Origin of the sequence: Anaerotignum neopropionicum, from assembly GCF_001571775.1 — a bacterium.
Taxonomy (GTDB): Bacteria; Bacillota; Clostridia; order Lachnospirales; family Anaerotignaceae; genus Chakrabartyella; species Chakrabartyella neopropionicum.
Genome location: NZ_LRVM01000001.1, coordinates 54,336 through 74,798 on the forward strand (window position 1 = coordinate 54,336; position 20,463 = coordinate 74,798).

Here is a 20,463-nt window from a genome sequence, read left to right on the forward strand (position 1 = left end):
AAGCTTTTTTACTTTTTAAATACAAATTTTTTCTTAAATCATTGCTTCTTAAAATATTAAGGTACATTTTAACAGTTTTTTTAACATCCTTCTATCCGCATTTATGACAAAAATTTCCCATAATTCCAACGAAAATGAAGGATTTTTTTTTGTTTCCGTCAGACAATATATATGCAAAGATTTTTTTGCAAAAAGGAGGGTATTTATTATGAAAAAAAGCGGATTCATTGCAGTGGTAGCATTTATGATGCTTGCCTTTGGCGGCTGTGGCACCTCTGCCAATAACCTTGGCGCTACAAGGGATGACCTAGGCTTTGACTATGACTACGCGAATTACGGGTATGACACAGACGGTACCGCCTACTCTAACGGTTATAACGCAGGAACCTATACCGGCAGTGGTGCGGCATATTGGGATGGCTATGGCATCAATAGCGGCAGACCCATAACAACAGGGGATACTTTAGGAAATCCTTACGGCAATGATGTAAACAGCCTTACTAACATGAGCAGAGATGTTGGAATCGGCGTGAGAAACGGCCTTAACAACACCACGGCAACAGTTGCGGGCTAATGAAAACGGCATCGAAAGATTTTCTTTCGATGCCATACATATTCTAGGTATATTTCACCATACTAGGAAAAGAAAGGTGGTGAACTTTCGGTGCAAAAAAAAGGAAAACAGATAACCATCGGTCTGATTACAGGCTTTGCCAATGGTCTTTTTGGTTCCGGCGGCGGAACCATTGTTGTGCCATCTATGGAGCGATTTCTTGATGTGGAGGAGCATAAGGCCCATGCAACTGCAATTGCCATTATTTTGCCCTTATCCTTGCTGTCCTTGGCCATTTATTGCTGGAAAACCGACGTTCAATGGAGTACGGCCCTTTGGGCATCAGCCGGCGGTATTTTGGGCGGCATTGTTGGTGCAAAGCTGTTGAACAAAATTAGCGGCATCTGGTTACACCGAATTTTCGGGCTGTTTATGATTGCGGCTGCAGTGAGGATGGTTTTATGATTTGGATTGTGGTAATTGGTTTTTTTTCCGGAATTATCAGTGGTATGGGAATCGGCGGAGGAACAATACTGATTCCGGCGCTCATTATAATTCTGGGATTAGATCAGCACCAAGCCCAAGGGGTCAATTTAATTTATTTTATCCCCACCGCAGTGGTCGCTTTAATCACCCATACGAAAAATAAAAATGTTTTGTGGCAAAGCGCAAAGCCTCTGGCTTTTTTCGGCCTTGCCGGCGCTGCTGCAGGCTCATTTTTGGCTGTTTCCCTAGAACCTGATTTACTGCGCAAAATATTTGGTGGTTTTCTGTTTTTAATGGGTCTAAGTGAAGTATTTAAAAAGAAAAAACAAGAGAGGAAGCGATAATATGAACACAGACGAATTTTCCAAATTAAAGCTAAAATTTATACAGGCAAATTTAAACGAAAAAATTGCGATCTACACACAAACCCCGGGGTTGACAAATCCACAGTATAAAGAATTGCTTCAAAATTATCCCTACGATCAGCTGTCTAAGCTGGAAGCAGCACTTCAGTAATCACAACAGCACCCTCCAATAGGGGTGCTGTTTATTGCATATTTTCTTTTTTGGTTTGTTCTGCTATAATAATGCTAAGAAATGGTAGAAAAGGTGGCGAAGGCGATGAAAATGGCACAAGAATTATTTGTAGCGGAAAATGTCAGCGATTTGGAAACGATTGTATATGCCTTAAAGCGAAATATTCCTATGCCCCGCCTTTATTGTGTCATTTTTATTTATGAAAAAAATCGGTATGAATTGATTTCTTCATGGCAATTATGTAGAGGACGTTTCCACCCCAAAGAAGGTGTAATCGTAGGCGTTGCAAACGGTAAACGAATGGCCTACGGGCTTATGGCTTTCATCATAGAAGAAGCCGTAAAAGAACAAAAAGATTTATTAAATCCAAGCACATGGATAGAAGGGATCATGGATGACATTAGTGTATAAAGGGCTGGGCGTTCTTGCCGGGCTTGCACTTATGATTGTTTTATTATTTAGTTCTGTGGAATTTGTGATATACCACATGGACGGATACTTTGAGAACGAGTATAATAAATACCAAGTAACACAAGCAATTGATATAGAAATGGATGATTTGCTTTTGGTCACAGAGAAAATGATGGATTATTTAAAGGGCTCTCGAGATAATTTGATAATCTATACAAAAATCGGTAATCAAGAGCGAGAATTTTTTAATACTAAAGAAAAAAAACATATGGCAGATGTGCAAAAATTATTTATTGCCGCCCAAAGTCTGCGTTTGAAGGCGCTATTGTTTGCCGTATTTGTCATGGGAATTTTGCTGTTTTTAAAAAAAGGCAGCGCTCTCTTTTATGGAATTCAATGGAGTATCGCCGTTTTTTTTGCGGGAACTGGGCTTTTGGTGGTGCTCGTACTTTTTAATTTCAATCATTATTTTACCTTGTTTCATAAAATTTTTTTCAACAATAATGATTGGATTTTAAATAACAAAACAGATTTATTAATCAACATTGTCCCGGAAGGTTTTTTTCGGGATACAGCCTTTTGGATTACAGGGGTTTTTGGGACAAGTGCTTTGATTGTCTGGGGCATATCTTGGTTTTTGGCAAAGGGAATAAAGACAGGGGAATGATATGTTAAGCATACTATTGGCTGTGTTAAAGTTCATAGGGATTTTGTTGTTGAGCATTCTTGTGCTGTTGATTTTCATCATTACAGTCGTTCTCATCAGCCCTTTGAAATATCGCCTTGCGGGGGAAAAAAAAGAAGCGCTTCAAGGCGACTTTTCCCTGCATTGGCTCTTTGGCACCATTCGAATCCATGGAAAATATATCCACGGAATCGAACCGGAAATCACGGTAAAAATACTGTGGTTCACTCTTTTAGGCAATAAAAAGAAAAAACGGCGCAAAAAAAAGAAATCAAGACCAAGCCAACAGCCAATCAGTGCACAAAGCCCTGTGGTTGTCAGAGAAAAAGTGCCTTCCTCAGACAAACAGCCCTCAGGGGGCATTTATATGGCCGAATCAACACCGGCAAAAACAGAAGCAGAAAAACAATCGGAAAATGTACCTTTGCAAGAAGCCCTCCCCCCCCAAAGGGAAACGGACGCAGAGCCTTTGCCGCCAACGCCAAAAGTGCGGCGTGTGAAGCTTTCTGAAATTGAAGAAAAGCCCATAGAAATTCACAAGGAAACGGAAAATGAAGATTTCTTTACAGGAGAAAAAAATGAGAATTCCCATTTCTTCTCAAAAGCAGACAAGCTCCGGCATTACCTAAACAAATTTCAGGAAATTGAGGGCAAGCGGGAAATATTCCAAGCTGCAAAAAAACTGTTAAAACGCCTAATCAAAGGTATTTTGCCCCATGAGCTGATGCTAAAGGCCACATTGGGCTTGGGTGAGCCCCATCTCACCGGATATCTCATGGGACTGGTAGGCGTTTTGACAGCAAAATTCGGTAGAAATATTCAAGTAAAGGCAGATTTTACCCGTCTTGTGGCGGAGGATATAGAAGTACGCATAAAAGGAAAGCTGGTGCCGGGGTATTTTTTATATAGCCTTTTGGCATTTGCTTGGACAAAGCCCGTGCGAAGAATTTTAATTAAACTTTGGAAAGGAAGAAAGCAGAATGGGTAAAGATTTCAAGGAATCGGTGGATGTGCTTTTCAATAAGGTGGAGGATTTGGTTTCCACAAAAACCGTAGTTGGCGAGGCTATTGTGATTGGGGATTTAACCCTGCTGCCTCTCATTGAAGTGGCCGTTGGCGCCGGCGCCGGGGCAAAGGAAAATATAAACGCTGCAGGCGGTGTTGGGGCAAAAATTACGCCCTCTGCCGTACTGGTAATCCATAACGGAAGCGTTCAAACCATTAATATTAAAAATCAGGACGCTGTCAGCAAATTAATTGACATGGCACCCGGTGTTGTAAGCAAGCTGAATTTTGGTGCAATTTTTGGCGATAGAGATAAAAAAGAACCTCAGGAAGACGATACCCCCGTTAAATTTGAAGAAGAGGTAATCATTGAAGAGTTCGAAAAATAAGCTTTTGCAGCAAATTGATTTGAAGGGAGATGGTTCCTGTGGAGCTTCTCATTGAGTTTTACGATAAGGATGTATTAAAAAACATTGTGGCACCCTTGGCACTGCGGCCGAAAAAAATAATCTATTTTTATGACAGCGGCATGCAGGATATGCTGGTTTTTGCTTCTTTAAAAAAGTGCCTGGAGCGTAATATTCCAGGAATTCAGCTAGAGCATTATCCCATTAATATTTTATCCGTTGATAAAATATTCCGTCAAATTACAAGGGTTGTAGATCGCCATGGGATTGAAGAATGCGCTTTGGATTTAACGGGCGGCAGCGAATTGATGCTCCTTGCGGGATATAAGGCGGGAACCAAATTAAATATTCCCCTTTTGCATACAGACCTGGTAAATAAGTGCATCACAAACCTTGCGGACGACAGCTTAGTGGCAAAAACTGGAGCCTTAACCCTGGAGGACTTTGTGGATGCAAAGGGCGCCTGCTTCATGGGCGAATCTCATCGTCCCCCCTCTCAGGAGCGATTTGCCGCCATTCAAGAAATGGCACGTTTTTTGTTTCAGCGTCTTTTTCAATGGAAATTTACTTGCAGCTTCATACAAACCGTCGTGGCAAGAACCTTGCCCCATGAGCTGTTTATGGAGAGCAAATGGAATATACATATGAAAAATGGCAAGGCTGTTTATCCCGATAGAGAAATTTTGGAAAAATTTCAAGAGCTGGGCTTTATGCAAGACTTGTATATAAAAGAAGGTAAGCAGGTTCAATTTTCCTTTTCCACCATTGAGGATAGACAATACTGCATCAGCTTTGGTGTTTGGCTGGAGCTTTATGTGTATATTGCTGCCGCTCAATCGGGGGAGTTTAATGATGTAAAACTAGGAACCATGATTGATTGGAACGCCTATGATAACATCACCGTGGCAGGGAATGAAATTGATGTCATTCTGATGGATGAATCCTTGCCTGTGTTTATTTCCTGTAAATTACGAGAGGCGGATACTGCGGCGTTAAATGAACTTTTGATTGCAAAAAAACGTTTGGGCGGATGGTTTTCAAAAGGCATTATTGTAACCTATAGTAAGGAAAAGAAAATTCATATAGGAACCTATAAGCGCGCCCAAGAGCTGGGCTTGGAGCTTTTAGATGCAACAGACATCATGGCGGAGGATTTTGACCAGCGCTTGGTACGGGCAATTCGAGAGCATGATCTGATCAGCTTAAAATGGAAAAAGATTTAATATGCAAGGAGGTAGAAAATGGCGAAAAAGAACAGCCGCAATACGAAAAGCAAAATCATTTCCGCAGCATGGAAGCTTTTTTACGAACAGGGTTATGATGCCACCACCATTGAAGAAATCGTGGAGGAATCCGGCACCTCAAAAGGCTCTTTTTACCATTATTTCGGCGGAAAGGATGCCCTTTTTGGCACACTTTCAGAACTGTTTGATGAAAAATATCAAGAATTAATTCCTCAGCTTGATGGGGAAATGGACAGCTTTGATAAGCTCATGTTTTTAAATCAAGAGCTGTTTCGTATGATTGATAACAGCGTTTCCATGGATTTACTAGCAAGACTGTATTCTTCCCAGCTTATTACAAGCGGACAAAAACATCTATTGGACCATAACCGCGTTTATTATAAAATATTGCGTCAAATTACAGCCGAGGGTCAGCAAAAGGGTGACCTGCGTTCCGATGTTTCGGTGAATGAATTCGTAAAAGCCTACGCCTTGTGCGAACGGGCGTTAATTTATGACTGGTGTATCTGTAATGGGGAGTATTCCCTTTGCCAATATGCCAAGCAAATGATGCCCCTTTTTTTGGCAGGATTTCGGGCAAAAGCGACCCGTTGCCATTAATTATATTTTGGGAAATAATAAAAATATAAATTTTCGTCTAGTCAAAAACCTTTTAATACAAAGACTTTTTGGCTATTTTTTAGTTTTTAGTATAATATAAATTCTATACTTTATTCTGTATTTTAGTCTTAAAAATATTATGTTATAATCCTTTACATTAAATTAATTAGAGTGTTTCTGAAAACTTATTTTTCAGATTACTGTGCTGATTTTCTTCTTTAAAGGAACAAAAGCACAGCCTACCGTCAATTTTTGAAAAAATCTGAAGTTTTCACAAAAACTCTATCATCTTAAAAGAAGGGATATGAGAGTATGTCATCAGCACAAGTATGTATTATGCTTGCCATCGCCGTATATCTGTCGGTTATGGTGGCAATTGGAATTTACTGGTCAAAAAAGAATGAAAACGTGGGGGATTTTTATTTAGGAGGAAGAAAACTGGGCCCCTTTGTAACAGCAATGAGCGCTGAAGCTTCCGATATGAGCAGCTGGCTTCTTATGGGATTACCTGGTGTTGCATACCTTTGCGGCATTGCTGACCCAGCATGGACGGCCATCGGCTTGGCCATAGGTACTTATATTAACTGGCTTTTCGTGGCAAAGCGTATCCGTATTTACACCCATGAGGCACAAAACTCCATTACCCTGCCCGATTTCTTCTCCAGAAGATACAAGGATGATAAAAACATACTGATGTGCATCGGGGCAGTGGTAATTATCATTTTCTTTATCCCCTACACAGCTTCGGGCTTTGCAGCTTGCGGCAAGCTATTTAGCAGCTTGTTCGGCGTAAGCTATCACTCGGCTATGATTATCAGCGCCATTGTAATTGTTGCTTATACAGCAACAGGCGGCTTCTCTGCTGCCAGCACCACTGACCTAATTCAGAGCATCGTTATGACAATTGCTTTATTTGTTGTTGTAATTTTTGGCATTATTGTTGCGGGCGGCTTGGATACCGTAATGTCAAATGCAAGGGCATTACCCGGCTACTTAAGCCTGACTTCTATGTACAGTGCTTCTGCAAATTCTGCCACTCCTTATGGCTTTTTAACCATCTGCTCCACGATGGCTTGGGGCTTAGGCTATTTTGGTATGCCCCATATCTTGCTGCGTTTTATGGCAATTGAGGATACCCAAAAGCTGACCCTTTCTCGCCGTATTGCAACGGTTTGGGTAGTAATTTCCATGACGGTAGCCATCTTTATCGGTGTTGTTGGCTATAGTGTTTCTAAGGTTGGTGCAGTCCCTGTTTTAGAGGGCTCTGCTTCCGAAACCATTATTGTTCAAATTGCAAACCTATTAAGTCAAAGCAATATTCTAACTGCGTTGATTGCAGGTGTTATTTTGGCTGGTATCTTGGCGGCAACCATGTCCACTGCTGATTCTCAGCTTTTGGCGGCATCCTCCAGTGTTTCCCATAACCTGCTGCAAACCTTCTTCGGCATTAAAATGTCCGAGAAAAAAGCTATGACTGTCGCAAGATGCTCCGTTGTTGTTATCTCGATTATTGCAGCCTTTATCGCAAGAGATCCCGCAAGCTCCGTCTTTGCCATTGTATCCTTTGCCTGGGCAGGCTTTGGCGCTGCCTTTGGCCCTGTTGTACTGACTGCATTGTTCTGGAGACGCTCTAACAAGCAAGGCGCTTTGGCAGGGATGGTTGCCGGCGGCGCAATGGTATTCCTTTGGAAATACTTCGTAAGACCCATGGGCGGCGCTTGGAATATTTATGAATTACTTCCCGCATTTTTGGTTTCCTTTGCGGCGATTATCATTGTAAGCCTTATGACAAAAGCTCCTGAAAAAGAAGTCACCGATGTGTTTGATCGTGTAAAAATGATGTGCACCGGCAAATAAGAATTTCTAAGAAAACACTACATAAAAAAGCCATGATATTTTTTATCATGGCTTTTCATTTTATAAAAATATTTTTACTTTAGATAGCAGCAATCTTTTCATCCAAATCCTTTTCCACCGCCGCCAGTTGTTCTCTGGCATCCTCAAGGCTTTCCCCTTTTACTCCTATATAAAATTTCAGCTTAGGTTCTGTGCCCGAAGGACGTACACAAAGCCAGGTTCCATCCTCCAGCGTATAATAAAGCACATCAGACATGGGTAAGGTACTCGTTTGGGTTTCTCCCGTTTGCAGGTTTCTAAAAATCTGCATTTTATAATCCTTTGCCCAAACCACAGCTTTTTCAGCAAAAGCACGGGGCGTTTTTTCTCGCAAAGATGCCATAATCCTTTGGATGCGCTCTACCCCATCCAACCCCTTCAGGGTAATGGCCTTTACACCATCCAAATAGTACCCATATTTTTCATATAGCCCTTGCAATGCCTGATAAATGGTTAAGCCGTTTTTCTTGTAATAAGCGGCCATTTCGCAAAGGAGCATTGTTGATACCACGGCATCCTTATCTCTGGCATAGGTTCCCGCCAAATAGCCATAGCTTTCCTCAAAGCCAAAAATATACGCATAGGCTCCTGTTTCTTCAAATTCCTTAATCTTCTCCCCTATGAATTTAAACCCCGTTAAAACCTCCATTTTTTCCACACCAAAGTTATCACAAATAGGCTGAATCATTTCTGTGCTAACAATCGTTTTAACAACCACGCCGTTTTTAGGCAATAAACCCTTTTTTGCCTTTTGGCTTAGAATATAATCCGTTAAAAGTACCCCAACCACATTTCCGCTTAAAGCAACATATTCGCCTTTTTCGTTCTTCACCATTGCGCCCACCCGGTCACAATCCGGATCTGTACCCACGATAATATCTCCGTTTTTCTCCTCGGCCAGTTTCTTCGCAAGGGTAAATACATTGGGATCTTCGGGGTTTGGATAGCCTACAGTTGTAAAATCCGCATCTGGCTCCGCCTGCTCAGCAACCACAAATACGTTTTTAAAACCTGCTTTTTTCAAAACACGGCGTACCGGCAAATTTCCCGAACCATGAATGGGCGTATAAACAACAGAAAGCTCCTCCCCCATCTCCGCCACAACTTCAGGACAAAGACGCTGAGCTAACACCTGCTCATCATAAAGGTTGTCAACCTCCTCTGAAATGATGTGATAAAGGCCCTTTTCCTCTGCCTCTTTTTGCTCCATTCTAAGTATCTGCCCGTACTGCGCCACAGCATTTACCTCATCAATAATTCCTGTATCTCTAGGTGAAACCACCTGGGCGCCGTCCGCCCAATACACCTTATATCCATTATATTCCGGGGGGTTGTGGCTTGCAGTAATAACAATCCCCGCCGTACAGCCAAAATGTCTGACAGCAAAAGAAAGCATGGGCACAGGCCGCAGGGAAGGATATACATACGCCGGAATACCATTTGCCGCTAAAACCAAGCCTGCAATCTGTGCAAATTCCGGGGACATACGCCTGGAATCATAAGCAATGGCAACCCCCTTTGCCTGTACGCCCTCTTTTTTAATATAATTTGCCAAGCCTTGAGTTGCTTTTCCAACGGTATAGGTGTTCAGTCGGTTACTCCCCCCGCCGATAATTCCACGCAAACCGCCTGTTCCAAACTCCAACTCCTTATAAAAACGCTCTTTAATTTCTTTTTCGTCATCCACAATCAAGCGTAATTCCGCCTTTGTTTTTTCATCAATGGACGGATCCGATAGCCATTGATGGTATCTATTCATATGCTCCATACTCCCGCCTCCACTTATTCTTTGTACAATTCCACATTTACACGAACAAAACTGCCATTGACTGTAATGGTTGTAGAAAATGGCTGAAATCCACTCTTTTCCACCTCAAGGGTATAGCTTCCAAAAGGCAGATTACATTCCATGGGTGCAGTACCCATCTCCTTTCCATCAATATAAATCTGTGTTCCATCCACATTTGCAACGATATAAACCGTGCCAAATTGTATGTCCTTTTGCAAGTTTGCATCGATTGTAAGCGTATCCGCATTTAAAACAATACGTTGACTCCATTCCAAATAACCGGTTTTTAAAATCACAACGTCATATTCACCCAAAGGCAGCACAGAGGGAACTACGCTATCCACCAAAGTGCCGTTGACATAAAGTTTGTAATCTGACACATTGGAATTAATAATTAAAACGCCTACCTTTTCTTGCGCCTTGGATAAATCATATTTATATTCTTCGCCTGTTTCAACAAAAATGCTGTCTGTTCTTTTTTCGATATTGTCTCCCAAAACAGTCACCGTATGTGTTCCTTCCTTGACTGCAATGCGCTCCAAATCCTCCAGGGGCACCGGTTCCTCATCATCTAGCTGAAACATGCCGTTTATGATGTTGTCCTTATTTTCAACAGAAATATATCCATGATATTCCGCCACATCAACAGACCAAACAATATCCTCATAGCTTTTTAAAATCAGCACATCACACGCTTCCAGGTCTTTCGGGTGAATCTCCTCTTGATTATACATAAAAACAGCCTTCTCGCCGTAGCTATAATTCTTCTGCGCACCGAGGAGCTGTTTTGAAGCAATATCTGCCGTAAGCCCTGTTTCTTCAATAATCTCTATTTCTCCACCCATGTTCAGGCTTAATACGCTCTTCCCATCCTTATCCAGCCCCACCATAATAAGCTCCCCTATGTTAAGCTGAACTGCAGTTGTCACCTGGCCTTGGGCATTGGTAAATTCCGTTTCCTCCGTCACGGCGATGCTTTTATTCACATCTGCCTTAATATCATAAACAATCAATTCACCGCTGGCCAACGCCCCTTGTATTAATACAGGCGTTTGTTCCAAAGATACAATTTGATTGCTGTTGCCAGAAAAAAACATCCCCCGTACAATAGCAAAGCAAGCAATGGCCACAATAACCGCAAGGGCAGCAATGATTGCCGCTGTTTTTTTATTAAACATAGGCTCGTCCCCATCCACAAAGGGCGCAGCCTCTTTTGCACCTGACGGTTGCCGGGGCTCCTCCGAAATTTTGGACTGCTCAAATTTTTCCGTTTCAAATGCATCCAAAAACGCATCCTTATCTCCCAAATCATCCTCCGGCTGCTCCTGCTCCAGCTTTTTCATTTCCCTATTTATATCATCTAACCGAATGGTTTCATCAAAGTCATCATTATCTTTTTCAAAGTGATAGTCCTTCATGGGTTTCTCCTCCTTCGGGGAATTTTCAGACGTACCTAAGGAAGCCCGGATTTAATAAAAGGCGCACAGATTGTCGAGGAAATTTTCCATTAGCAAGTCAAAAACATAGTAACAGCGGCGCTATTGCCAAGCTTTTTGACGATGTCCAAGAAAAAAATTTACCAATTAGATGTGCCCACGGAATAAATCAGTGTTTCCCTAAATACATTTTATACGCTTCCCCTATAAGTTGCAAGAAGAATTGACAAAGGCTCTTCCCAAAATTCTCTGAAAAACGAGAAAAAATGAAAAGCCCTTTTCCATTCTAATCTAATTTCATCGAAAAAGGGCTTTTTTGTTTTTTCATGATCATGGCTGCACTTCTTGGATAAAGCAAAGCAGATCCTTTGTTCTTTCCTCCTCCTCTGCAGCCAGTGCTAGTCGCTCCTGCATGGCCGGTGATACACAGGCCCTCCTTTTGTTGTAATACTCATTGATCAGCCGCAGGAATTTTTCCGGATAGATTGCCAGCGCCTGTAATAATATTTTTTCATCTTCCTCCAATGGGTTATTTTTCTCATATGCTTCAAGAATTTGCATCACCCCGGCTTTGCTGCCGTTTGTTTTTTTCATATAGCGTTTTAGATATGCCACCAAATCCAACAATGGAATATCGCTGCTGCAGCCCTCAAAGCCGCCTACATACAGCCTTCCGTCATCGCCCACTCTTAGGTTTTCGCCCTTATAGCTTTGATGACAAAACGTGCCTTCCTTTTTGGCTTGTTCAACCAATTTGGGATAATCCGCTTGCTGTAAAAGAGCTTCTGCCTGTTGGGTATGCTCCATATATGTATCATAATGCTCCATCACCAATAAATCTATGGCATCGTAGCCACCCTGTCTTTGAATACGGCGCTTTATTTTGGCAAGCTCTATTCTACGTTTGGTGAATTGTGCCGGCAAACGCCCTGTATCCCACTGGGCAAAATTGCTCTCTAAGCCCTTAGCGCAAAAATGCATCCTACCTAATGTTTCCGCCCCTTTGATAAACGCCTCCTCCTTTTCCTCCTCCATGGATGCGGCAGGCAAAAGCTCCTCTAAAACATATATTGTTCCATCCTTAACAAAGCAAGGCTGCCCATCCATAGCATTATAAAACCTACTAATCACAGTAAACCCATTTCGATAGAGGCATTCCTTTACATCATGGGCATAGCGAATGCTGTTCATCCGCTCCCTTGCCTTTTTTAATTCTCTGAGCCCTTTGTCCGTCTTACAGACAAGTCCTGTTCGAGTGCGTGTTCCGCTGTAAAAACGCAGACCATAGCCCTCCCACAATATTTTCTCGTATATGTCCTCCATATCCATTCCCCCTGCCGATTACGGACAAAACATTTCTGTACCATTCTATGGGGAAACGAATGAAAATATCCGTAAAAAAAGAAAAACTTCCAAACCGAGGAAGTAAAATGGGCAAAAGAAAAGCAGAACAACCTAGAATTACCTCTAAGTCACTCTGCTTCGTAGATGCGCCCTCAGAGACTCGAACTCTGGACCCACTGATTAAGAGTCAGTTGCTCTACCAACTGAGCTAAGGGCGCATATTTGTTGACTGCAAAAAATATGTTAGCACTCCTTTGTTATTTTGTCAACTGTTTTGCAATTATTTTTTTCAATTTCTTGTTTTTTTATTCATTAATATTTCAATTTTTCTAAAAATAATACTTTTTTCAGCATTTTTAAAAAAAACTGCGACAGCTTTTCTTTGTAATTTAAAAATTTATGTTATAATATTCTATCATATGCTTTTATTATGTACTTACTGGTTGATTATTTTAAAACGCTTTTTTTATAAACCAATGATATTTAAGGTAATACCGCATCATTCTGTATGTCCAACTGTGCAGGCTGACGAAAAAGATGCAAGCAGATGGGCGTACAAGGCGTCAGCCGCAAATTGTGCGGCGTTGCCTTAATTAAAACCCATAAAATAATCAAGTTTTTTCTAAGCAGCTTTTCAAAAAAGGTTTTATTCCATTTTTCCTTTACACACAAAAATATGAACCAAACGCTTATCAAAGGAGAATGCTTATGCTTTCAAACACATTGCCAGAGGATGTTTTATATATTTTAAAAACCCTTAATCAAGATGGCCACCAGGCCTATATCGTAGGGGGTTGTGTCAGAGATACCATTTTACACACCACGCCAAAAGACTGGGATATTACTACCTCAGCTAACCCGGAGCAGACAAAGAAGCTGTTCCCTCGCACCTTTGATACAGGCATTCAGCATGGTACCGTAACGGTAGTATTAAACCATACCAATTACGAGGTGACCACTTACCGCATCGAAGGAGCCTATGAAGACTATCGCCGCCCAAGCAGCGTTGCCTTCACCAAAAACCTTACAGAGGATTTGTTGCGCCGTGACTTTACCATGAATGCCATTGCCTACCATCCCCAAGAAGGCTATCAGGACCCGTTTCAGGGCAGGGAGGATATACAACGAAGAACCATTCGTGGGGTAGGAACACCTGCCCTGCGGTTTCAAGAGGATGCCCTGCGGATGCTGCGTTGTGTACGTTTTGCGGCACAATTAGGTTTTTTCGTGGAGGAGGAAACCTACAATGCCCTTTGTGAAAACAAAGAGCTGATACGAAAAATCAGTGTGGAACGGATTCATGATGAAATGGAGAAGCTATGGCTTTGCGCCCATTATGAAAAAATGCCCTTGCTTTGGGAAAGCGGTTTGCTAACCCAGTTTGACCCCCTTCTTGCTACCCGAATTACAGAACGTGGGACAAACCTTCTAGAGCAATTACGCCAAGCACCAAAGGATGCAATATTGCGTTGGACCATTGTTTTGCAGGATTATTCTGTCCAAGAAGCAAGGGTTTTTTTAAGAAAACTAAAGTTTGACAATGACGGACTAAAGCGGATTTGTCTTTTGGTGGAATACCTTAAGCAGGAGCTTCCCACCGAAGGGTATCCATTGCGTATGTTAGCAGGAAAACTTGGCATTGAAGCTCTACAGCAGCTACTGATCCTGCAAGAGCTATTACAGCCAACGTCGTCTTATGCAAAAACCGCTGAATGTCTTGCGAAAATCCTTGCTGATAGGGACTGCCTTAGCTTAAAGCAACTGGCAGTAGATGGGCAGATGCTAATGGAGATTGGCGTACCCAAGGGGAAAGCGTTAGGGCAGCTTTTGGCTACGCTTTTGGATTTCGTGCATCAAAACCCACAGTGGAACGATAAACAGCTTTTACTGGATAAGGCGAAAGAACTAATGTAAGGGCAAGACCAAGATAAAGGGCAAGGTCAAGGGCAAGGCCAAAACCTTGAGGGCTTTGCCCTCAAACACCCACAAGGGTTTCACCCTTGACCCTTTAGAAATCGCATAAATATGCGGTTTCAACAAAGGTTTTTGCTCTTGTTTTTTTCAAAAAGCAAGCAGGCGTTTTCACCACTTTTGCTGCGCAAAATCCAGCTCCTCTCACTGCCCTATCTTGGGCAGTGAGAGGGCAACGCCCAAGGTCTTAGTCCCAAGGTCTTATGCTCCTACTTTTTCTGGTACAACACAAAAGAAAACCTCACACCGTTTTCCTCTTGTTCCTCGCCTTCCTCCCCAATCTCCCATTCAGGCAGTTGGTCTAAGTCGGGGAAATAGGTATCGGCTGGAAAGGTGGCATGTATTTTCGTAATATACGCCTTTTGGCAAAACGGCAAAAGCTGTTGATAAATGCTTTCGCCCCCTGCCACAAATACCTCTTTCTCTCCAAAATTCTTCAACGCATCGGGTAACTCCGCTATACTATGACAAAGGACAACGCCTTCTGCTTTATATTCCAAATTATTGGTTAAAACAACATGGTCACGATTGGGGAGAGGCTTTTTATTGGGGAAGGATTCCAAGGTTTTTCGCCCCAAAATCAATACATTCCCCGAGGTAATGGCACGAAACCGCTTCATATCCGTTGAAATACGGCACAACAAATCCCCGTCCTTGCCAATCCCCCATTTGTCATCCACCGCTACAATTAAATTCATATGTGTCCTCCTATCATATTGCCACAGGAACCTTCCCTATGGGCTTCCCATGTTGATACTCCTCCACAATAAAGTCCTCCACTGTAAAATCATAGAAGCTCTTTACTTCGGGATTCAATCGTACCTTTGGTGCAGGAAATTTTTCTCTTTGCATTAATTCCTCAATCATAGGAATATGCCTGTCATAAATATGCATATCGCTGATTACATGAATCAATTCTCCCGCTTTCAAACCGCTTACCTGAGCAAACATCATCAAAAGGGCAGAATACTGTACCACATTCCAATTATTTGCCGCCAAGGTATCTTGAGAACGCTGATTCAAAATTGCGTTTAATTTATCCCCAACCACATTAAAGGTCATACTGTAGGCGCAAGGCTCCAGACCCATTTCCGCCAGATCCGCAAAATTATAAATATTTGTCATGATTCTACGGGAATAGGGTGTGTTTTTCAACTGCCACAACACATTATCCACCTGATCCATCACGCCATGCTTAAAGGGATAGGGCACCCCCAGCTGGTAGCCGTAAGCTTTCCCGATGGAGCCGTTTTCATCCGCCCATGAATCCCAAATTTTACTGTTTAGGTCGTGGATATTGTTAGATTTTTTTTGCCAAATCCAAAGAATTTCGTCAATGGCGGCCTTCCAATTGGTTGCCCGCAGGGTTAAAAGAGGAAACTCTTGTGAAAGGTCATAGCGATTGACAACACCAAAAGTTTTTATGGTATATGCAGGCGCACCATCCTCCCAGTGAGGACGAACCTTTTCATTTTCAGTGGAAAACCCATTTCCAAGAATTTCCGTGCAATTTTTAATAAAAATATCGTCGGCTTTGCTCAAATTTCTCTCCTCCTTTTCTTGGATCCCTTACTGTCGAGGAGTCCGCTTTCATTATATAGGAACACTGCCTGTTTTTCTATAGCTTTAGAGAAAATATTTGGCATAGTTGTGTTAGACAAACCATGTATTTTTTTTAAAAAGATGTTGTAAATATTGCCTAATAATCTAAATTGTGGTACACTCTTGTCAGCGATGCGAAAATCATCTGTCCATTTCTTAAGGACACCCATCGCTAAAAACAGTATTTTGTCCTTTGGGGCAAAAAAGACTAGGGAGGTAGTTGTATTATGAAAAAGTTTCTCGCTTTAACTATGTCAGCTGCACTGATGCTGTCATTGGCAGCTTGCGGCGGTAGTGCTTCCAATGATGGCGCTGCTGGTGATAATGCAGCAAATGACGCGACTGCAACAGGCGTCGCTATTGAAGGCGACACAATCAAAATCGGTGTTTTCGAGCCTACCACAGGTGAAAACGGCGGCGGCGGTATGCAGGAGGTTCTGGGTATGCGTTATGCAAACCAGATGAACCCTACCGTTGACATTAATGGCACTACATACAAAATTGAATTAGTAGAAGTTGACAACCAGTCTGACAAAACAGCAGCCGTTACAGCAGCACAGTCCTTAATCAGCTCCGGCGTTGTTGCAGTTCTTGGTTCCTATGGTTCCGGTGTTTCCATTGCCGCAGGCCAGACCTTTGCTGATGCTCAGATTCCTGCCATGGGTGCTTCTTGCACAAACCCTCAGGTAACACTGGGTAATGATTTCTATTTCCGCACCTGCTTCTTGGATCCTTTCCAGGGCACAGTCATGGCTTCCTACGCAAAAGAGCAGGGCTATACAACAGCTGCCCTCATCAGCCAGAACGGCGATGACTATTCCACAGGCCTTGCCGCATTCTTCCAGCAGGCATTTGAAGGCATGGGCGGCACAATTGTTGCTAATGAAACCTATCAGACAAATGAGTCTGACTTTAATGCAATCTTGACTACAATTAAGGCAGCAAACCCCGATTGTATCTTTGCTCCTTCCTCTATCGCTACCGCGACCTTGCTGTTGCCTCAGGCGCAGGCAAACGGTATTACTGCACAAATTATTGCCAGCGATACATGGGAAAATGAAACAATCATTTCCGCAGCAGGCTCTGCCGCAGAAGGCGTTGCTCTTTCCACCTTCTTTGATGAACATGATGATACCAACCCCGTTGCAAAGGAATTTGTTGAAGGCTTCAAGGCTTACTTGAACAGCAATCCTCAAAACCTTACATCCAACGGCGGTTCCGACGGTGTTGCTGCCGTTTCTGCTTTGGGTTACGATGCATATATGTCCATTTACGAAGCTTTGAAATCCTTAGACGGATCTGATGCGTTAAACTCCGTAGCACTGCGTGATGCATTAAAAACATCATCCTTCACTGGTGTAACCGGCGCAATTTCCTTTGACGAAAACGGCGATGCTATAAAGAACGTAGCTTACATCAAGCAAATTAAAGATGGTAAGTTTAACTTCTTGAAAACACAGTCTGCCGAATAATATTGAATAGGGAAAATTAACCCTTGGCACAATCATTGAAGCAATTTGCCGGGAGGAGTTTCTCCTCTCGGCACTTTTTTTCTGCACCCGCGGCTTGTGAAGGTTTGCAAAGGAAACAAAAGGGGTTTCATTTTTAACAAAAGATAACGTCCCTTTTTAAACCTTTTCAAGCCGCTAAACCAACTATAACTTGTCTGGAGGTTGTAACCATGACAACAAACGCATTTTTACAATATTGCCTAACAGGCATTTCCATCGGCGGAATTTACGCCTTAATTGCCATTGGCTATACCATGGTATACGGTATTTTGCGCTTAATTAACTTTGCCCACGGCGACATTTTTATGATGGCTGCTTATTTTATGATTTTTTCTATGGTGAATTTTACTTTACCTTGGTATGTTTCAATCGTAATCGTAATCGGCGCAACCATTATTCTTGGCGTTGTAATAGAAAAGCTGGCCTATAAGCCCTTAAGAAGCGCACCTCGTATGTCTATCATGATTTCCGCCATCGGCGTTTCCTACTTTTTGCAAAATGTAGCTACATATTTATTTTCAGCCTTGCCAAAGCCATATCCTGCCATTGGTTTTTTGACAAAAATCATTTCCTTCGGCGGTATTTCCACCTCTGTTGTAACCTTTATTACCCCAATTTTAACCTTGGGTTTCGTATTTATTTTAATACAGTTAATCAATCATACCAAAATCGGCATGGCAATGCGTGCTGTCTCCAAGGATTTTGAAACCTCACAGCTCATGGGAATTAAAATCAATCGTGTCATTAGCTTCACCTTCGTCATCGGCTGTTTTTTGGCTGCAATCGGTTCTATTTTATATTTCACACCACGTCCCTCCGTGTACCCTCTTGCCGGCTCCTTGCCCGGCTTAAAATGCTTTATTGCGGCGGTATTCGGCGGAATCGGCTCTGTTCCCGGAGCGGTTTTGGGTGGTTTCATCATTGGTCTTTCCGAAACCTTTATTAAAGCAGCAGGTTACTCGGAGTTTAGCGATGTATTTACGTTTATTTTATTAATCGTCATTTTACTGATTAAGCCGACAGGTCTGTTTGGCGAAAAAATAACTGAGAAGGTGTAAAACATGACAGAAAAAAAGAACACTCAATTAAAAATCCTTTTTTCCGTGATTGCCCTTTTGGTATGCGCAGGCATTTTATATTATGTTAATCATTATACAAGGCCTACCTTCATGCTTCGCACCGTAATGCAGTTAGGCGCAATTTATGCACTTGTGGCAGTCTCAATGAATTTATTAAACGGCTTTACCGGGCTGTTTTCCTTAGGACAGGCAGGGTTTATGGCAATTGGGGCCTATACCTTTGCCATTTTTACCATTCCTGCAAAAAGCCGCCCCGGCGTATACTATCTTTATGGCGTTGCCGATTGGCTCTCCAATTTGCAGGTGCCCGTTTGGGCAGGGCTTGTTTTGGCAGGATTGGTTGCGGCAATTCTTGCAGCTTTAATCGGTGCCCCTGTACTTCGATTAAAAAGCGATTACTTCGCCATCGCCACCTTAGGCTTTGCGGAAATTGTTCGTATTATTGTGGGCAGCTCCCCCATGAATCGTATAACAAATGGTTCTTTGGGGCTAAAAATGATACCAAAGTTCTCCAACTTTTACTATCCTTTTATTGTTGTGGGAATTTGTATTTTTATCATCAGCCTTTTGATTCGTTCCTCCTATGGCCGGGCCTTTAAAGCAATTCGTGAGGATGAAATTGCCGCGGAGGCCATGGGGATTAATCTTGCAAAGCATAAGCAGCTTTCCTTCATTATCAGCTCCTTTTTTGCAGGCATTAGTGGTGCACTTATGGGGATGTACCTAGGCGCAATCACCTCCACCACCTTTAACATCACCTTAACCTACAACATTTTGCTGATTGTTGTCATCGGCGGTATGGGTTCTGTCACAGGAAGCATTATTTCCTCTTTCCTTGTCATTGCATCAAGAGAATGGTGGCTGCGCTTCTTGGATATGGAAACCTATATCGGCAGCTTTAAGGTGCCCCTGTTAAAGAGCGGCTTCCGTATGGTTGTATTTTCGGTTATTTTAATGATTGTCGTTTTATTCTTCCGCCAAGGCATTATGGGCACGAGGGAGTTTAATTGGAACTTTATATTGAAACGTTTGGGGAAAAAGAAAAATACGGGAGGTGAAGGCTGTGAGTGAGAAAGTCCTTTCCGTAGAGGATGTTACCATGCAGTTTGGCGGCGTTGTTGCCGTAAACAACCTCTCCTTGGAGGTACATAAAGGGGAAATCGTTTCTCTCATCGGGCCAAATGGCGCCGGCAAAACAACGGCCTTTAACGTAATTACCGGTGTTTATGCCCCCACCAATGGGTCAGTGGAATTTGAAGGAAAAAATATTATTTCTAACTATCCCAGGGGTAAAATGGAAAAATTATATGCCGGGGAACATAAGGGAAAATATAAAAAAGTACTGGAGCCTACGCCGGATAAAATTACAAAGCTAGGAATCGCCCGTACCTTCCAAAATATTCGTCTATTTAAAAACTTAACCGTTTTAGAAAATGTATTAATTGCAAAGCATATGCGCATGAAGGCAAATGTTTTTGCGGATACCTTCCTCATTAATTGGAAGGAAGAGAAAAAGATGAAGGAGGACGCGCTGGAGCTTTTGCGTATATTGGATTTGTATGAGCTAAAGGACGAAAAATCCAGCTCCCTGCCCTATGGCAAGCAGCGTCATTTGGAAATCGCCCGTGCTTTGGCAACCACCCCCTCCCTGCTTTTGCTGGATGAGCCTGCGGCAGGGTTAAACCCCCAGGAAACCGATGAGCTGACGGACTTTATCCGAAAAGTCAGAGATCAATTCCATCTCACCGTTTTTATGATAGAGCACCACATGAATTTGGTAATGGATATTTCCGACCGTATTTATGTCATCGACTTTGGTAAAATGATTGCCAACGGCACACCCAATGAAATTCAAAACAACCAGAGGGTTATTGACGCATATTTGGGGGTGGCTGAGGATGAGTAAT

Annotated in this window: 21 protein-coding genes and 1 tRNA gene; 16 read left to right on the top strand and 6 right to left on the bottom strand. The window is 42.4% G+C overall.

Features of this window, described 5'->3' with window-relative positions:
* Positions 1-208 precede the first annotated feature (208 nt).
* The 11 genes from CLNEO_RS00280 (at position 209) to putP (ending at position 7,785) form a co-directional block, all read left to right on the top strand.
* Positions 209-574, top strand: a complete 366-nt coding sequence (locus CLNEO_RS00280; RefSeq protein WP_066083334.1) for a hypothetical protein — start codon at positions 209-211, stop codon at positions 572-574.
* A 90-nt stretch (positions 575-664) separates the two neighbouring features.
* Positions 665-1,018, top strand: coding sequence for a sulfite exporter TauE/SafE family protein (locus CLNEO_RS00285; RefSeq protein ID WP_066083336.1), 354 nt, complete (start codon positions 665-667; stop codon positions 1,016-1,018).
* Entirely contained in the window at positions 1,015-1,383 is a 369-nt protein-coding gene (locus CLNEO_RS00290) for a sulfite exporter TauE/SafE family protein (protein WP_330382543.1), read from the top strand. Before CLNEO_RS00285 ends, CLNEO_RS00290 begins: the two co-directional genes overlap by 4 nt.
* Position 1,384: 1 nt before the next feature.
* On the top strand, positions 1,385-1,555 hold the full coding sequence (locus CLNEO_RS16075; RefSeq protein ID WP_096348784.1) for a hypothetical protein: 171 nt from the start codon (positions 1,385-1,387) through the stop codon (positions 1,553-1,555).
* A 105-nt stretch (positions 1,556-1,660) separates the two neighbouring features.
* Positions 1,661-1,987 (top strand): hypothetical protein, encoded by a 327-nt coding sequence (locus tag CLNEO_RS00295; RefSeq protein WP_066083338.1) that lies wholly within the window; start codon positions 1,661-1,663, stop codon positions 1,985-1,987.
* Positions 1,971-2,654 carry a TIGR01906 family membrane protein gene (locus tag CLNEO_RS00300; RefSeq protein ID WP_066083342.1) on the top strand — a complete coding sequence of 228 codons (684 nt, stop codon included), beginning with the start codon at positions 1,971-1,973 and terminating at the stop codon, positions 2,652-2,654. The genes CLNEO_RS00295 and CLNEO_RS00300 overlap by 17 nt, the downstream gene beginning before the upstream one ends.
* Before the next feature lies 1 nt (position 2,655).
* Positions 2,656-3,660, top strand: a complete 1,005-nt coding sequence (locus CLNEO_RS00305; RefSeq protein ID WP_066083344.1) for a hypothetical protein — start codon at positions 2,656-2,658, stop codon at positions 3,658-3,660.
* On the top strand, positions 3,653-4,066 hold the full coding sequence (locus CLNEO_RS00310; protein ID WP_066083347.1) for a GerW family sporulation protein: 414 nt from the start codon (positions 3,653-3,655) through the stop codon (positions 4,064-4,066). The genes CLNEO_RS00305 and CLNEO_RS00310 overlap by 8 nt, the downstream gene beginning before the upstream one ends.
* Positions 4,067-4,104: 38 nt before the next feature.
* Complete coding sequence (locus CLNEO_RS00315; protein WP_066083349.1) at positions 4,105-5,307, top strand: Card1-like endonuclease domain-containing protein; 1,203 nt, start codon at positions 4,105-4,107, stop codon at positions 5,305-5,307.
* 18 nt (positions 5,308-5,325) lie between these two features.
* Complete coding sequence (locus CLNEO_RS00320) at positions 5,326-5,928, top strand: TetR/AcrR family transcriptional regulator (protein ID WP_066083351.1); 603 nt, start codon at positions 5,326-5,328, stop codon at positions 5,926-5,928.
* A gap of 312 nt (positions 5,929-6,240) precedes the next feature.
* Positions 6,241-7,785: a sodium/proline symporter PutP gene (gene putP, locus CLNEO_RS00325; protein ID WP_066083353.1), complete on the top strand. Its 1,545-nt coding sequence runs from the start codon at positions 6,241-6,243 to the stop codon at positions 7,783-7,785.
* A 79-nt stretch (positions 7,786-7,864) separates the two neighbouring features.
* Here the strand turns inward: putP and CLNEO_RS00330 are convergent, their stop codons facing one another.
* The 4 genes from CLNEO_RS00330 to CLNEO_RS00345 all read right to left on the bottom strand — a co-directional run bounded on the left by CLNEO_RS00330 (position 7,865) and on the right by CLNEO_RS00345 (position 12,611).
* The gene (locus CLNEO_RS00330; RefSeq protein ID WP_066083354.1) at positions 7,865-9,592 is read right to left on the bottom strand and encodes a phospho-sugar mutase; all 1,728 of its coding nucleotides are present in this window, start codon (positions 9,590-9,592) and stop codon (positions 7,865-7,867) included.
* A gap of 14 nt (positions 9,593-9,606) precedes the next feature.
* The gene (locus tag CLNEO_RS00335) at positions 9,607-11,031 is read right to left on the bottom strand and encodes a PEGA domain-containing protein (protein ID WP_066083355.1); all 1,425 of its coding nucleotides are present in this window, start codon (positions 11,029-11,031) and stop codon (positions 9,607-9,609) included.
* A 348-nt stretch (positions 11,032-11,379) separates the two neighbouring features.
* Complete coding sequence (locus tag CLNEO_RS00340) at positions 11,380-12,372, bottom strand: CotS family spore coat protein (protein WP_066083357.1); 993 nt, start codon at positions 12,370-12,372, stop codon at positions 11,380-11,382.
* Positions 12,373-12,538: 166 nt separating this feature from the next.
* A tRNA-Lys gene (locus CLNEO_RS00345) sits at positions 12,539-12,611 on the bottom strand.
* Positions 12,612-13,101: 490 nt separating this feature from the next.
* Here CLNEO_RS00345 and CLNEO_RS00355 point away from each other — a divergent pair.
* Complete coding sequence (locus CLNEO_RS00355) at positions 13,102-14,307, top strand: CCA tRNA nucleotidyltransferase (RefSeq protein ID WP_066083361.1); 1,206 nt, start codon at positions 13,102-13,104, stop codon at positions 14,305-14,307.
* A 266-nt stretch (positions 14,308-14,573) separates the two neighbouring features.
* Here CLNEO_RS00355 and CLNEO_RS00360 read toward each other — a convergent pair whose 3' ends face one another.
* Both CLNEO_RS00360 and thyA read right to left on the bottom strand, forming a co-directional pair.
* Complete coding sequence (locus CLNEO_RS00360; protein ID WP_066083363.1) at positions 14,574-15,062, bottom strand: dihydrofolate reductase; 489 nt, start codon at positions 15,060-15,062, stop codon at positions 14,574-14,576.
* Positions 15,063-15,075: 13 nt separating this feature from the next.
* Positions 15,076-15,906 carry a thymidylate synthase gene (thyA, locus tag CLNEO_RS00365; protein WP_066083365.1) on the bottom strand — a complete coding sequence of 277 codons (831 nt, stop codon included), beginning with the start codon at positions 15,904-15,906 and terminating at the stop codon, positions 15,076-15,078.
* A 287-nt stretch (positions 15,907-16,193) separates the two neighbouring features.
* Here thyA and CLNEO_RS00375 point away from each other — a divergent pair, with 287 nt between their 5' ends.
* From CLNEO_RS00375 to CLNEO_RS00390, 4 genes are all read left to right on the top strand, one after another.
* Positions 16,194-17,438 carry an ABC transporter substrate-binding protein gene (locus CLNEO_RS00375; RefSeq protein ID WP_066083369.1) on the top strand — a complete coding sequence of 415 codons (1,245 nt, stop codon included), beginning with the start codon at positions 16,194-16,196 and terminating at the stop codon, positions 17,436-17,438.
* Positions 17,439-17,647: 209 nt separating this feature from the next.
* Complete coding sequence (locus CLNEO_RS00380; RefSeq protein WP_066083370.1) at positions 17,648-18,535, top strand: branched-chain amino acid ABC transporter permease; 888 nt, start codon at positions 17,648-17,650, stop codon at positions 18,533-18,535.
* A gap of 3 nt (positions 18,536-18,538) precedes the next feature.
* Positions 18,539-19,627: a branched-chain amino acid ABC transporter permease gene (locus CLNEO_RS00385; RefSeq protein ID WP_066083373.1), complete on the top strand. Its 1,089-nt coding sequence runs from the start codon at positions 18,539-18,541 to the stop codon at positions 19,625-19,627.
* Complete coding sequence (locus CLNEO_RS00390) at positions 19,602-20,462, top strand: ABC transporter ATP-binding protein (RefSeq protein WP_408605429.1); 861 nt, start codon at positions 19,602-19,604, stop codon at positions 20,460-20,462. Before CLNEO_RS00385 ends, CLNEO_RS00390 begins: the two co-directional genes overlap by 26 nt.
* Position 20,463: the final 1 nt, after the last annotated feature.